The sequence below is a fragment of the Flavobacterium sp. UBA5153 genome (genome assembly GCA_002413745.1).
In the GTDB taxonomy this organism is placed as follows: Bacteria; Bacteroidota; Bacteroidia; order Flavobacteriales; family Flavobacteriaceae; genus Flavobacterium.
Window position 1 is genome coordinate 23,919 of the sequence record DHXP01000009.1, and the last position, 13,399, is coordinate 37,317.

Annotated in this window: 15 protein-coding genes; 11 read left to right on the top strand and 4 right to left on the bottom strand. The window is 34.0% G+C overall.

Translation table 11 applies throughout. The features are described from left to right. Positions 1-28 precede the first annotated feature (28 nt). The 7 genes from B2145_RS01720 to B2145_RS01750 all read left to right on the top strand — a co-directional run bounded on the left by B2145_RS01720 (position 29) and on the right by B2145_RS01750 (position 6,127). The gene (locus B2145_RS01720; protein WP_291097481.1) at positions 29-751 is read left to right on the top strand and encodes a hypothetical protein; all 723 of its coding nucleotides are present in this window, start codon (positions 29-31) and stop codon (positions 749-751) included. A 129-nt stretch (positions 752-880) separates the two neighbouring features. Beyond that, the gene (gene ffh / locus B2145_RS01725) at positions 881-2,230 is read left to right on the top strand and encodes a signal recognition particle protein (protein ID WP_291097483.1); all 1,350 of its coding nucleotides are present in this window, start codon (positions 881-883) and stop codon (positions 2,228-2,230) included. A 94-nt stretch (positions 2,231-2,324) separates the two neighbouring features. Beyond that, positions 2,325-3,206 (top strand): bifunctional 5,10-methylenetetrahydrofolate dehydrogenase/5,10-methenyltetrahydrofolate cyclohydrolase, encoded by an 882-nt coding sequence (locus B2145_RS01730; protein ID WP_291097485.1) that lies wholly within the window; start codon positions 2,325-2,327, stop codon positions 3,204-3,206. Between the two features lie 554 nt (positions 3,207-3,760). Beyond that, positions 3,761-4,453 (top strand): hypothetical protein, encoded by a 693-nt coding sequence (locus tag B2145_RS01735; protein ID WP_291097487.1) that lies wholly within the window; start codon positions 3,761-3,763, stop codon positions 4,451-4,453. Further along, positions 4,450-4,890 (top strand): hypothetical protein, encoded by a 441-nt coding sequence (locus B2145_RS01740; protein WP_291097489.1) that lies wholly within the window; start codon positions 4,450-4,452, stop codon positions 4,888-4,890. The genes B2145_RS01735 and B2145_RS01740 overlap by 4 nt, the downstream gene beginning before the upstream one ends. 164 nt (positions 4,891-5,054) lie before the next feature. Continuing rightward, on the top strand, positions 5,055-5,762 hold the full coding sequence (locus B2145_RS01745) for an abortive infection system antitoxin AbiGi family protein (RefSeq protein ID WP_291097491.1): 708 nt from the start codon (positions 5,055-5,057) through the stop codon (positions 5,760-5,762). Positions 5,763-5,803: 41 nt separating this feature from the next. Further along, the gene (locus B2145_RS01750; protein WP_291097493.1) at positions 5,804-6,127 is read left to right on the top strand and encodes a hypothetical protein; all 324 of its coding nucleotides are present in this window, start codon (positions 5,804-5,806) and stop codon (positions 6,125-6,127) included. A 527-nt stretch (positions 6,128-6,654) separates the two neighbouring features. Here the strand turns inward: B2145_RS01750 and rluF are convergent. The 4 genes from rluF to B2145_RS01770 all read right to left on the bottom strand — a co-directional run bounded on the left by rluF (position 6,655) and on the right by B2145_RS01770 (position 10,377). After that, a complete protein-coding gene (rluF, locus tag B2145_RS01755) occupies positions 6,655-7,467 on the bottom strand; it encodes a 23S rRNA pseudouridine(2604) synthase RluF (RefSeq protein WP_291097495.1) in 813 nt (270 codons plus the stop codon). A 99-nt stretch (positions 7,468-7,566) separates the two neighbouring features. Further along, a complete protein-coding gene (locus B2145_RS01760) occupies positions 7,567-8,403 on the bottom strand; it encodes an alpha/beta hydrolase (RefSeq protein WP_291097497.1) in 837 nt (278 codons plus the stop codon). A 96-nt stretch (positions 8,404-8,499) separates the two neighbouring features. Further along, positions 8,500-9,279 (bottom strand): zinc ribbon domain-containing protein, encoded by a 780-nt coding sequence (locus B2145_RS01765; protein ID WP_291097499.1) that lies wholly within the window; start codon positions 9,277-9,279, stop codon positions 8,500-8,502. Between the two features lie 3 nt (positions 9,280-9,282). Then, complete coding sequence (locus tag B2145_RS01770; RefSeq protein ID WP_291097501.1) at positions 9,283-10,377, bottom strand: Nif3-like dinuclear metal center hexameric protein; 1,095 nt, start codon at positions 10,375-10,377, stop codon at positions 9,283-9,285. A gap of 215 nt (positions 10,378-10,592) precedes the next feature. Here B2145_RS01770 and B2145_RS01775 point away from each other — a divergent pair, with 215 nt between their 5' ends. The 4 genes from B2145_RS01775 to B2145_RS01790 all read left to right on the top strand — a co-directional run bounded on the left by B2145_RS01775 (position 10,593) and on the right by B2145_RS01790 (position 13,381). Next, positions 10,593-10,841, top strand: a complete 249-nt coding sequence (locus B2145_RS01775; protein ID WP_291097503.1) for a DUF2683 family protein — start codon at positions 10,593-10,595, stop codon at positions 10,839-10,841. Further along, the gene (locus B2145_RS01780; protein ID WP_291097505.1) at positions 10,817-11,098 is read left to right on the top strand and encodes a Txe/YoeB family addiction module toxin; all 282 of its coding nucleotides are present in this window, start codon (positions 10,817-10,819) and stop codon (positions 11,096-11,098) included. The genes B2145_RS01775 and B2145_RS01780 overlap by 25 nt, the downstream gene beginning before the upstream one ends. Positions 11,099-11,101: 3 nt before the next feature. Next, a complete protein-coding gene (gene lpxK / locus B2145_RS01785; RefSeq protein ID WP_291097507.1) occupies positions 11,102-12,139 on the top strand; it encodes a tetraacyldisaccharide 4'-kinase in 1,038 nt (345 codons plus the stop codon). A gap of 216 nt (positions 12,140-12,355) precedes the next feature. Further along, a complete protein-coding gene (locus B2145_RS01790; protein ID WP_291097509.1) occupies positions 12,356-13,381 on the top strand; it encodes a LacI family DNA-binding transcriptional regulator in 1,026 nt (341 codons plus the stop codon). Positions 13,382-13,399 lie beyond the last annotated feature (18 nt).

A 13,399-nucleotide genomic window follows, 5' to 3' on the forward strand; every position in this document is an offset into this window, starting at 1 on the left:
CACTTAACCCCTTAAATACCATAATATTATGAAAAATTTTTCCATTTTAGCTTTACTTGCCTTAGCGGTAAGTTCGTGTTCAAATACTCCCTCTACAAATGGGAATGTTACACTGAAAGCCGCCGCTGTTTCTTCAACAGGCACTACTTCTTTAACTGCACGTATGGCATCTACACCATCTACGGCAATTATCACTGATTTTAAGATTAATATTGGAAGTATTAAATTAGAAACTGATATGAATGATATGATGCATAAAACGGATTCCCTTCATGAGGATACTAAACTTGTAGGTCCTTTTTTATTGGATTTGCTTGATCCTAACAAACCCTTGAGTCAAGTTATTGCTTCTGTAAATGTTCCAAATGCAAAATATTCGGAAATAAGGTTTAAGTTTGAAAAATCTATTGTGGCCGGTGATATGAGTGGCAAGACTTATATGATTAAAGGAACCATTAACGGGAAAGATTTTCTTATCTGGAGTGACAAAGATGTTGAACTTAAAATGCATTTTGCAGATCCTGCCAAAGATTTTACAGTTAACAGCAATGACACATCTCTAAATATTAAAATACAACTTGATGCCATAATGGCGAAACTAACAACATTAGCCAATCAGGGTCTATTGCTTGATGGTAATGGAGACGGAGTTATCGAAATCAGCACCAGTAATGTTGATGGGAATCAGGTTATCGGAGAGCAAATAAGAGCAATACTTGAAAATGAATCACACTTGGATGACAAGGACTAATTAAATGTGAATTTAATTTTATTAAAAAAGAGGCTATCTTGAAAAGGTAGCCTCTTTTTATTTCCAATACTATTTAAACTTCAAAATCAAATGCTTAAATTTGCACCTCAATAAAAGAAAAATAGAATTATGTTCGATAATTTAAGCGATAAATTAGACAAAGCCTTTCATATACTTAAAGGTCACGGAAAAATAACTGAAGTAAACGTTGCCGAAACTTTGAAAGAAGTTCGTCGCGCTTTATTGGATGCCGACGTGAATTTTAAAATTGCCAAAGATTTTACCACTAAAGTAAAGGAAAAAGCGATTGGTCAAAATGTGTTGACCACACTTCAACCCGGACAGTTATTAGTAAAAATAGTCAAAGACGAACTAACAGAATTAATGGGTGGTGATGTCGCCGGAATCAATCTTTCCGGAAATCCTACCGTTATTTTAATGTCGGGATTACAAGGTTCGGGAAAGACCACTTTTTCTGGAAAATTGGCCAATTATCTTCAAACTAAAAAGAATAAAAAACCACTGTTAGTTGCCTGTGATATTTATCGTCCAGCGGCAATCCAACAGTTATATGTTGTTGGAGACTCAATAGGCGTTGAGGTTTATTCAGAACCCGAAAATAAAAACCCTGTCGAAATTGCCCAAAATGCCATTAAACACGCCAAAGCGAATGGTTTTAATGTGGTGATTGTCGATACAGCTGGTCGTTTGGCAGTTGATGAGGCAATGATGACTGAAATTGCCAATGTTCACAAAGCCATCCAGCCGCACGAAACCTTGTTTGTTGTTGATGCGATGACGGGTCAAGATGCCGTGAATACAGCAAAAACTTTCAATGACAGATTGAATTTTGACGGTGTAATCTTAACCAAATTAGATGGTGATACTCGTGGTGGAGCTGCAATTTCCATCAAATCTGTGGTTAATAAACCCATCAAATTTGTAGGAACAGGCGAAAAAATGGATGCAATTGATGTGTTCTATCCTGTTCGTATGGCGGAACGTATCCTTGGAATGGGTGACGTTGTGTCCTTGGTTGAAAGAGCCCAAGAACAATTTGACGAAGAAGAAGCCAGAAAAATACAGAAGAAAATTGCTAAAAACGAATTTGGTTTTGATGACTTCCTTTCCCAAATTCAGCAAGTAAAAAAAATGGGGAATATGAAGGATTTGGTAGGAATGATTCCTGGAGCCACAAAAGCTATGAAAGATGTCGAAATTGAAGACGATGCTTTCAAACATATTGAAGCGATTATTCATTCGATGACTCCAAAAGAAAGAACAAAACCAACCATAATTGACGTAAAAAGAAAAACCAGGATTGCCAAAGGTTCCGGAACAAAAATTGAGCAAGTCAATCAATTAATGAAACAGTTTGAGCAAATGAGCAAAATGATGAAGATGATGCAAGGTCCTGGTGGGAAAAATATGATGAAAATGATGGGAAATATGAAAGGCGGAATGCCTGGAATGAGATAAAAAAAGTGTTCAGATAAATACGATATTCGAGAGGTTTTATTTAAGGTTGACAAAACTTTAAACGTGAAACTTTAAACTTTTTAAACAAAAAGAAATGCAATTACTAGACGGAAAAAAAACATCGGAAGACATTAAAAACGAGATTGCTGCCGAAGTGCAAAAAATGAAAGCTGACGGACAGAAAGTTCCTCATTTAGCAGCTGTCATTGTTGGTACTAACGGTGCAAGTTTGACTTATGTGGGCAGCAAAGTAAGATCGTGCCAACAAATAGGATTTGAATCTACTTTGGTATCGTTGCCTTCAACTATTTCGGAAGCTGAATTACTTACAAAAATCAAGGAACTTAATGAAGATGAAGCTCTAGATGGTTTCATAGTTCAATTGCCTTTGCCAAAACACATTGATGAACAAAAAATCCTGATGGCAATAGATCCGGATAAAGATGTAGATGGTTTTCATCCCACCAATTTTGGCAAAATGGCGTTAGAAATGGAAACTTTTTTACCGGCAACCCCGTATGGAATTATGGAGTTATTAGAACGTTACAAAGTGGAAACAGCTGGCAAACATACCGTTGTTATTGGTAGAAGCCATATTGTGGGTCGCCCAATGAGTATCTTGATGAGCCGCAAAGGATATCCAGGTGATTCAACGGTAACTCTTACTCACAGTAGAACCAAAAATATTGAGGAGTTTACTAAAAATGCTGATATTATCATTACTGCTTTAGGAGTTCCGAATTATCTTAAAGCTGATATGGTAAAAGACGGAGTTGTAGTAATTGACGTTGGTATTACTAGAGTAGAAGACGCTTCGCATCCAAAAGGATATGTAATTACTGGTGATGTTGATTTTGAAAACGTAAGCAAAAAATCGTCTTTTATAACTCCGGTTCCTGGTGGAGTAGGTCCTATGACAATTGCGATGTTGTTGAAAAACACGCTTTTGGCAAGACAGATCAGGATGAAAAAATAAGAATTCAAAAATAAAAAACGGGATTAGAAACAAAACAATTATCCTATAAATCCGTATTGAGAAATCAATGCGGATTTTTTTTTGGGCGAGCCCTCGTTTACACATTGCGAGGTACGAAGCAATCTCTAGTAAACTCGGTCAGGCTATTCGTTGTAATCTTTGTTCCGCTGCGCTGCACAAAGGATTTTTACTGCTATCCTTCTCGCAAAACCACATTGCGAGGAATTAGTAAAGGTCATTGCGAGGAGGTACGACGAAGCAATCTCATCCAGATAAAACGGATAAAATAGACTTACGTTACATTCAAAAAATCTTGGACTCAGAAGTAAAACAACAGAAATTTGTGCCTAACTAAGTAAGAAAAGTTTTTAACGAACACAAAGTTATTTAAGCGATTTGTAAGTATTTTTACATATATTAGCAATATCAAAAAAGGATGACGTTTATCATCCCAATCCACCCAAATAAGGGTGGATTGGGATGATTTTGTCAGACCTATTTGCAAGTTGTACCGCATTTTGACGCCGAATAGAACCTAACACATTTAATAGAATATGGGAAAAATTAGAATTATTTCAAAAGACAGAGGAAGTTATGAGTCTACAAGTTCAACTTGGGAATATCTACCCAAATTAGCAGAAGGTGATATTTCAGAAAATGAAAAGAATATTATAATTAAAACGGTTGATAACACTATTGCTGATAATATTATAACTATAAACAAAGAGTATATTTATGCAAATACCCCTGAATTTATAACATATAGATTTTATCTAAAATATGGAGGCGGATTACAAATTTTATTGAAAAAATTTAAAGAACATAAAACATCATACGAATTAACAGGATTTTATGCGGATAGTTTTAAAATAAAGTTTGAGGCAGATACTGGTTTCGTTGATAACACCTTAAACGACCCTAATTTCAATCCAACTTTTACAAAAAAACAATTTCTAGATGGTCAAGAATTAGCTCTTCTATATCAAGCATTAATGAAAGAATTATTTGCTAAACCAAAAAAAGGATATTTATTGTTTGAAACTCATAATGGTGGTGGAAATTTATATTTTGATAAAGATTACTTTAATGAATTAAAAAGTAGCATTGATGAAAAATTTCATAGTGGAAAATTTGCTGAAAGCAATGCTGAATATGAATGGATACAATTGAAAAAGAAGATTGATAACTCTGAAAATGTCATAAATCCAAATATTTCAAATTGTAGAATTTATTCAGTGAGTTTATGATTGATAGCGTAATTTATATTGAAAAAATGATTTATAGTTGGTGCATAAGAGATGATAAATACGGTTTAACATTACCGAACATAATCGGAGCAATGCAACTAGAAAATAATAAACCAAACTATACTATTGAAACTTTTTTCAAAGATTTACCAAAGGTAAATTTGGATATAAAAATCAGTTTATGTTCAGATTTAGAGGAATTTGTTTTTGGAACATTCAAAAGAGAAGACGCACCAAAAAAGTTCTATAGTGAAACTAACACAATATTTTATTCAAAAAATGAAATAAAAATTTCTAGTTATGAAGAGCTAATTAATTTATTTAAAAAGAAATACTCGGATAAAATTGAAAATGGACTTTATTCAAAAAATTACTTTACAAAAAAATGGAGCGGTTTAACCGAAGAAGATAAATGTTTTTTAAAAAGTATTCATTAAGAAAACGCGGTACAACAGCGGTTTTGCGAGATTGCGAAATATGTGCAATATTCACGTTTATCGTTCGCAAGAAATTTTATCTTAGCCAAAAGTACTCGGTTACGAACTTCGCAACCTCGCAAAGCCGCGAAACGTTGGCGGTAAGTTGAGCACTAACAGAACAAATGGAAGCAGAAACAAACAAAATAATAGTTCATACAACTAAAAATTTTCAAAATTTAAAAAGTATTTTGGAATCCAAATCCTTAAGAATTTCTTTTTGTTGCGAAAATTTTTATTTTAATAAAACGGCAATCTCGAAAGCAGCTCATCCAATGATTTGTTTTAGTGAATACAATCCCGCAACTATCAATAATGAAATTATCACATATGGAAAATATGGAGTTGGATTTAGTAAAAGCTGGGCAAGAAATAAAAAAATTGGCCCTGTTTTATATGTGAGTGATACTTCAACAGCAGCAAAAGGGATGAAAGAACTTTTAACTGCAAGAAGAATTAAGTCTTTCGACAAAAAATTAGACCCAAAATTGAGATTAGCTATTATGGAAGTTAAATGTTTTATGAAAAATGAAAATGGATATAATAGCTATTCAAAAAATCCTCAATTTGACTTTAAATCGGAAAATGAATGGAGATTCGTGCCATTGAAAAATGAAATTAAAAATTATTTAATTTCTCAAAATCAATCAACATATTTAAAAAATAAAAAGAAACATAATCAAAAGTTGGAAAAATTCCCTCTAAAGTTTGAGTTAAATGATTTGAAAGTTATTTATGTATCTAACACAAAAGAGAGGAATGATATTATTAATTTAACGGGTATAACACCTGAAATAGTTAAAATCGCAAAGTGGAAGTGGAAAACAGAATAAAAATGAACAAACAAAATGTTTAATAACAAAATCTTACAAATATGGTAAAAGAATTTAGATTAATTCAGGTAATTGAGAGTGTTGATAATATTACAAGAGATGAAATTGAAATTTTTGAACTGACACCAATTGAATATAATTTCAATAAAACCGGTTATAATTTTATCCCAGAGCCTTCTGCTAAAAATTATTTTTTTATTTATCAAACATCTGAAAATGCTGGTTCTGAATTTATGAATAATCCTGAAGAAATAAAGACGATGGATTTAACTCAATTTGAACTAAAAACTATTAAAACACCAGAGGGAGAAAGAAAAACCTTTTTTTCAAATAGATTAGCCGAGAAAAGACGGAGATTTAGCTGAAAATAAAAATTTGGGTAAAATAAAACCTACCGCCAACAGCTAGGGTTTCCTTGCGTGCGCAGCACGAAAAATGAAACCCGTGTTGAACGGAAATAAATTAGAAAGTATGAAGGAAGTTTTGGAACTGTTCAAGTAACCGGACCAAAACTTATCTACAGTTCAGACTTTATATACGGTATGGTTTTTACTCCAAAATACACTGACATCGGAAATTGGAAATTTAATCCCGAAACGACGATAATTGACCACGATCTGTATATTCTCAGCACAGATTTTGTTGGTAAAGATTTAATTAGATAAAAAGTAACAGCAAAATCAAGTGGATGGTAATTACTATGAAAGAATTGAAGATAAAATACTTAAAATTGAAAAAGAAGAAATGTTGATTGATAATAGAGGATTAATCGATGTTTATAGAAAAGTTAAAAAATAACCGATTGCATAACATCTAGCAAACTAGGCGGAAAAAGTCCTTAAAAACCCTTCAAGCGTTTCGATAAACGACTCTTAAGGGGCTTTTTTTGCTTTTAATAATCCCCTCTTTTCTTAAATCGAGGATCATCTCTTTTAATGAATTCGGTTCTTCTTTTTACAGGTTCTTGTTTTGGCAAACTGGCTTCTTCGGTTTTGCTTGAAGGTTCAATGAGTTGGTTGAGCTCCTTGATTTCGGTATCGGTCAAATCACGGTATCTTCCCACGGGAATATCAAGCGAAATATTGATAATTCGGATGCGTTTCAAAGCCGTAACTTCATATCCTAAATATTCGCACATTCTACGAATTTGGCGGTTCAAACCTTGTGTAAGGATTATTTTGAAAGTGGTCGAGCTGATTTTTTCCACTTTGCATTTTCGGGTAATGGTATCCAAAATAGGAACCCCATTTCCCATTTTTTCGATAAAACGATCTGTTATAAGTTTGTTTACCGTTACGGTATATTCTTTTTCGTGATTGTTTCGGGCTCGAAGAATTTTGTTGACAATATCGCCGTCATTGGTCATAAAAATCAAACCTTCACTGGCTTTGTCCAATCGTCCAATAGGAAAAATTCGTTTGGGATAATTGATATAATCCACGATATTATTGCGAACGTCCAAGTTTGTGGTACATTCAATTCCCACAGGTTTATTGAAAGCGAGATAAACAGGTTTCTCGTTTTTCTCCCGGATTAGCTTGCCGTCAATGCGCACTTCATCATCAGGCGAAACTTTGGTTCCTAATTCCGGAACGATTCCGTTGATGGTTACGCGACCTTCTTCGATAAGTTTATCTGCTTCACGGCGGGAGCAAAAGCCGGTTTCTCCGATGAATTTATTGAGGCGTTTTAGATTTTCTTCCATAAGGCAAAAGTAATCAATTTACTTCGTCTGTTCGCTTTGCTCGGGTGGAAATGTGACGAATTGAAAATTTGAAATAGACTAGAATGGAATATTTGCGTTTTAAACTCCATCTCCTTCGGAGAGGTTCCGATAGCCATCGGAAGGGGTGAGGTCTTCAAATAAAAAGTGGGCAACTTTTTTATATAAATCATCATCGTGCAAGCTGTGTCCCAAACCAGAAGTTTCAATGAAACGGACATTTTTCCAAGTACTGGCAATTTTTTTTCCTTCGTCGAATGAAACCACGGTATCATCAACATCGTGTGCAACTAATCCTTTTATGTCAAGTTTTGATGCAAATAGTTGTCCAGAGAAATGTTCCAATTTGAGTTTGAAATGGTCCAAATAATGCTTTTCCAATGCTGCCGAAATTTTAGAATTTAAACTTAATAATGCAATATAATTATGGAGAAGAATTTTGAAATCACTGGGTGCTCCCAGAATAACCATTTTTTTAACCAAAGCATTTTGATATACGGACTGATAATACAAACAGGTATTCCCGCCTATAGAGTGACCAATAAGATATTGCGGTTGGAATTTTTCGACTACAATATGGATAAATTCCGCATATTTGGGAATGCTAAACTCTTTTCCGCTTGACAATCCGTGAGCCGGCGCATCGATGGCGATGACGGTGCTTCCTGATTTCCTTAAATAGGGCATTATGTTTTCCCAACGAGAAGCATTGCTTTCCCAGCCGTGAACCAACAGAATAATGGTGTCATTTCCTTTCCAAGTATAAGTCTGGAAGTGATGCTCGTTGTGTTGAAAGGTTTCGGTTTGCGATTCTTGAAGAATTTTGGGAAGATTATTTTTGGATAATTTTCCTGTTCTTGGTTCACTAAAAAAAGCATAGGCAAGTTGGGATGCTTTCTTTGGAAATACAAAACTCATAAGATTAATGTATAATCCAATGGACTTGGCAAACAAAAAATTAAATAAATTTGTCATAATAAAAAAGTCCCGATGTTTATCGGGACTTAAATAGATTTAAAATTTAGAAAACAGCTTTTCCATTTTTTCTTTTTCTTCTTCAGCCAATACACTGTCGACTAATATTCTTCCTGAATGTTCATCGGTGATGATTTTCTTTCTGGAGGCAATTTCCACTTGTGTTTGTGGAGGAATGGTGAAAAATGATCCGGCAGATGCTCCTCTTTCAATAGAAACAACGGCCAATCCATTGCGAACACTTGATCTAATTCTGTTATATGCAGCCAACAATCTTTCTTCGATTAGTTTTTGGTATTCAGCTGATTTCTCAGATAAAAAAGCTTCTTCTTTGGCAGTTTCAGCCATAATGGCGTCCAATTCTGATTTTTTATGTTTCAAATGATTAGATTTAGTTTCTAATCTTTCTTTTGATTGTGCAATTACTTCTTTCTTATGTTCGATAGAAGCCTTCATTTCCTTAATTTGCTTTTCGGCCAATTGAATTTCCAATTCTTGAAACTCAACTTCTTTAGTCAATGAGTTGAATTCTCTATTGTTGCGTACAGTTTCTTGTTGTTTTGTGTATCTTTTGATGGCGTCCTTATGCTCGTCAATTGAATTTTTCTTTACCTTGATAAGATCTTCGATAGTTTCAAGATCATTTTTCAGTTTTTCTGAACGTGTGCTTAATCCTGCAACTTCATCTTCTAAATCTTCCACTTCAAGAGGAAGTTCACCTCTTACGTTTCTAATTTCGTCAATTCTAGAGTCAATCAATTGTAAATCGTAAATTGCTCTTAATTTGTCTTCAACACTCAATTCTTTTGTAGTCGCCATATTCTATAAGTACTTAACTGGATTTGTATTTTCTTCCGATAAAATGAATGCAAAATTAGGGATTTTTTTCCGAAGAAAATCAACAATGTAATTTTTTGTATAACGTTCGCTTTCAAAATGTCCAATATCGGCCAAAATGAGTTGATTTTCTGCTTCATAAAACTGATGATACTTCAAATCGGCTGTTAAAAAAACATCGGCTCCAGCCTGAATTGCATTTTTTATGGCAAAACTTCCCGAACCGCCAAGAACGGAGACTTTTTTTATTGGTTTACCCAAAAATGCACTGTGTCGAATTCCGCCGCATTGCATTTTATCTTTGACGAAATTCAGAAAGTCTTTTTCGTCCATTGGAACTTTCAATTCTCCAATCATTCCCAAACCAATGTTTTGATTGGCATTTTCCAAATCATAAATTTCGTAGGCCACTTCTTCATAAACGTGATTTTTGAATAGCGCTTTCAGGATTTTGCTTTCCAAATGTTTCTCGAAAATCATTTCTATTTTGATTTCGTCGCCTTCCACAAATTCGAAACGTTCCCCAATTTCGGGATTGCTGTGCTCATTTCCCATATAAGTCCCAATGCCTTTTGAGTTGAAACTGCAATTTTCGTAGTTGCCAATGTTTCCCGCGCCTTCGTCAAACAAGGCGTTTCGCAGTTTTTCGGCATTTTCCGGAATGGTATAGGTCACTAATTTCCGAATATAATTTTGTTTTGGGATTAGGATTCGTGTCTTTGTCAAATCCAGTGCATCACAGAATATTTTATTCACGCCATCTTGATGGTTGTCCAAAGCGGTGTGAACGGCATAAATCGCAATGTCATTTTTTATGGCTTTTATGACAGCCCTTTCGACATAGTTTTTGCCAGTAATCTTCTTCAATCCCGAAAACAATATGGGATGAAAGCAAACGACCAAATTGCAGTTTTTCGCAATTGCCTCATCAATCACACTTTCCAAAGCATCGTGGCAAACCAAAACTCCCGTGGATTCCGATTCTTGATCTCCAACCAATAAACCCACATTATCAAAATCTTCGGCATAGGCGAGTGGCGCCATTTCTTCGAGTACGGAAATTATTTCTTTGATTTTCATTTTAGCCACGAATTTCACTAATTGACACGAATTAATTTGTGAAAATTAGTGAAATTCGTGGCAACTCTTTTGTTTTTAATTTTGTTCAAAGATAAAATATTATCCTTTTGTAAAATGGATTTACCGTGAAAAATGCTGTTTCTAAAGTGCGTTGGTTTTTAACAAAAAATTATAGTGCGATTTTTGTATATTTGTAATTCAAAAAATCAATTGTTATGACCACAATAACCTTAAAAATTAACGAGCGCACCAAAGCAGGGAAAGCATTTTTAGAAATGACAAACGTTTTGGTTAAAGATTCAAAAGGAATTGAAATAATATCAACTGGATTAAACAAGGCAGTTGAAAAAAAATCGGAAATCTACGATCCTGAATTTGTTGCAATGATAAAAAAAGCACAAAAAAGTAAAAAAAGAACAGTAGTAGATCCAAATGATATATGGGGAAGTTTAGGGTTGAAATAACAGAGCTTGCCAAAAAGCAAATAGCAAAACATTTAAAGTTTGGAAACCAAGCCAGTATTAAAAAAATTGCGCTAATATTACAAGAGCTTTCAGAAACGCCATATGCAGGAGTAGGAAAACCAGAAGCATTAAAGGAAAATTTAACAGGTTTTTGGTCAAGACAAATTAACCTAAAAGACAGGTTAATTTACACAGTAAATGATGATTTGGTTATTGTTGATGTCATTTCTGCAATGAGTCATTATTCTGATAAATAATTTATGAATTTACTCCGAAAAATACTGTTTCCGTTTGCCATTTTGTATGGATTCATTACCAGTATTCGGAATTTTCTTTATGATAAGGGCATTTTAAAATCCCATTCTTTTGACATTCCCATTATTGCTGTTGGAAATCTCAGCGTTGGCGGCACGGGAAAAACACCTCAAATCGAGTATTTAATCCGGTTGCTTTCGTCAAAATACAAAGTTGCCACATTGAGTCGTGGTTATAAAAGACAGTCCGAAGGATTCATTTTGGCCGATTCTACTTCGAATGCGGCAATTCTTGGAGACGAACCATTCCAGTATTATCAAAAATTCGCAACTATTCAAGTTGCTGTTGACGCCGACAGAAAAAACGGCATCGAACAATTGCTTTCCCAAAGCGAAAAACCGGAAGTTATTCTGCTGGATGATGCTTTCCAGCATCGGAAAGTGAAAGCGGGTTTCTATATTTTGCTTACTTGTTATGGTGATTTATATTCGGATGATTATATGTTGCCAACAGGGAATTTACGCGAAAGTAGATGTGGTGCGCAAAGAGCTGACATGGTTGTCGTAACGAAATGTCCAGCATCTCTTTCGCTTGACGAACAAAATAAAATTAAGACTAAATTAAAACTTTCCTCTAAGCAGAAATTATATTTTTCGTACATCGATTATGATGAGTTCATTTATTCCGAGGATAAAACGATAAAAGTAGATGAAATCCGGAATGTTGACAAATTACTTTTGGCAGGAATTGCAAAACCGGAACCATTTTTCGCTTATTTGCTGAACACAAGTGATGAATGCCTGGCTTTTCCAGACCATCATCACTTTACAGAAAACGACATTTTAGACATTAAAAATAAATCTCAAAATAAAATTATTATTACCACCGAAAAAGATTTCGTAAGATTGAAAGGTGGTATTCCTAGCGGACAGCTTTTTTATTTGCCGATACGAAGTTCATTCTTTTCTGGAAGCGAAAATTTTGATAAAAACATTTTGAATTATGTGGGGACAGGCAAAAATATATTTGTAAGACATCAATAATAATCACATCCAACGGGTTATATTTGACTCTAAAACATATAAAAACCATAACATATCATTACAACCCTTGAGCCTTAAATTTTTATTTATATTAAAAGCAATTCTTTTAAAAAAATTATTTTTAATTTGTATATTGCTTTTTTTGGCATTAGGATAGAGTCCAAAATTAAAATTAATAAAAAAATATATGAAATCTGATCTAAATATTACTATCTAATGGAGAATGGTAAAGTAAGTATACACGATATTGCCAGAGAGTTAAACATTAATAGTTCTACAGTTTCAAGGGCTTTGAATAACAATCCCAGAGTTTCCCAAAAAACAAAAGACAGGGTCATTGAGAAAGCCAATGAGCTGGGATATCAGAAAAATCTATTAGCTTCAAGTTTACGGAATAGCAAGACCAATACCATAGGTGTTATTGTTCCCAGAATATCCCGTCATTTCTTTTCTTCAGCAATTGCAGGTATGGAAGAAACGGCTTATAAGGCCGGATATAACTTAATTATTTGTCAATCGTTAGAACATTTAGAAAGAGAACAAAAAATAGCGCAATCACTTTCAGATAATAGAGTTGATGGGGTTATAATTTCTATTTCGATGGAAACAAAGGACGATCATAATTTATTGATTTTTAAAAAAAATCGCACACCGGTAGTGTTTTTTGACAGACATCTTGATATTCCGGGGAACAGTAATGTGCTTATTGATGATTTTCAAGCGGGGTTTGATGCAACGGAACATCTTATTTTACAAGGATGTAAAAAAATAGCCCATTTTTCCGGTCCGCAAGAATTAGAAATTTATAAAAACAGATTCGAAGGTTATAAATCTGCCTTAGAAAAATACAATATTCAGTTTGAAAAAAGTCTGGTTATAAGTTCAAAATTGATGGAATCAGACGGTTTAGAAAGTGCTAAAATAGTACTTTCCCAGCCTCTAACTATTGATGGAATTTTTTCTGCTAACGATGTTGCGGCCATAAGTGCTATGCAATATTTTAAAAAGTTAGGCATTAGAGTTCCTGAAGATATTGCAATTGTTGGATTTAGTAACGAACCCATTTCTGCCGTCATAGAACCTTCGTTAACCACTATCGATCAACCTGGATTTGAAATGGGAAAAATAGCCACCAATTTATTATTATCACAAATAAATGATAAAGAGGGAACCATTGCCGAAACAATCATATTAAAACCTGTTCTGGTAGTGCGTAATTCTTCAAAAAGATTGCCAATTTAAAAATAAAGGGTTTGACTT

Coding starts and splice junctions, on each gene's coding strand:
- B2145_RS01720 (WP_291097481.1), top strand. CDS start 29: ATGAAAAATTTTTCCATTTTAGCTTTACTTGCCTTAGCGGTAAGTTCG.
- ffh (WP_291097483.1), top strand. CDS start 881: ATGTTCGATAATTTAAGCGATAAATTAGACAAAGCCTTTCATATACTT.
- B2145_RS01730 (WP_291097485.1), top strand. CDS start 2,325: ATGCAATTACTAGACGGAAAAAAAACATCGGAAGACATTAAAAACGAG.
- B2145_RS01735 (WP_291097487.1), top strand. CDS start 3,761: ATGGGAAAAATTAGAATTATTTCAAAAGACAGAGGAAGTTATGAGTCT.
- B2145_RS01740 (WP_291097489.1), top strand. CDS start 4,450: ATGATTGATAGCGTAATTTATATTGAAAAAATGATTTATAGTTGGTGC.
- B2145_RS01745 (WP_291097491.1), top strand. CDS start 5,055: ATGGAAGCAGAAACAAACAAAATAATAGTTCATACAACTAAAAATTTT.
- B2145_RS01750 (WP_291097493.1), top strand. CDS start 5,804: ATGGTAAAAGAATTTAGATTAATTCAGGTAATTGAGAGTGTTGATAAT.
- rluF (WP_291097495.1), bottom strand. CDS start 7,467: ATGGAAGAAAATCTAAAACGCCTCAATAAATTCATCGGAGAAACCGGC.
- B2145_RS01760 (WP_291097497.1), bottom strand. CDS start 8,403: ATGAGTTTTGTATTTCCAAAGAAAGCATCCCAACTTGCCTATGCTTTT.
- B2145_RS01765 (WP_291097499.1), bottom strand. CDS start 9,279: ATGGCGACTACAAAAGAATTGAGTGTTGAAGACAAATTAAGAGCAATT.
- B2145_RS01770 (WP_291097501.1), bottom strand. CDS start 10,377: ATGAAAATCAAAGAAATAATTTCCGTACTCGAAGAAATGGCGCCACTC.
- B2145_RS01775 (WP_291097503.1), top strand. CDS start 10,593: ATGACCACAATAACCTTAAAAATTAACGAGCGCACCAAAGCAGGGAAA.
- B2145_RS01780 (WP_291097505.1), top strand. CDS start 10,817: ATGGGGAAGTTTAGGGTTGAAATAACAGAGCTTGCCAAAAAGCAAATA.
- lpxK (WP_291097507.1), top strand. CDS start 11,102: ATGAATTTACTCCGAAAAATACTGTTTCCGTTTGCCATTTTGTATGGA.
- B2145_RS01790 (WP_291097509.1), top strand. CDS start 12,356: ATGGAGAATGGTAAAGTAAGTATACACGATATTGCCAGAGAGTTAAAC.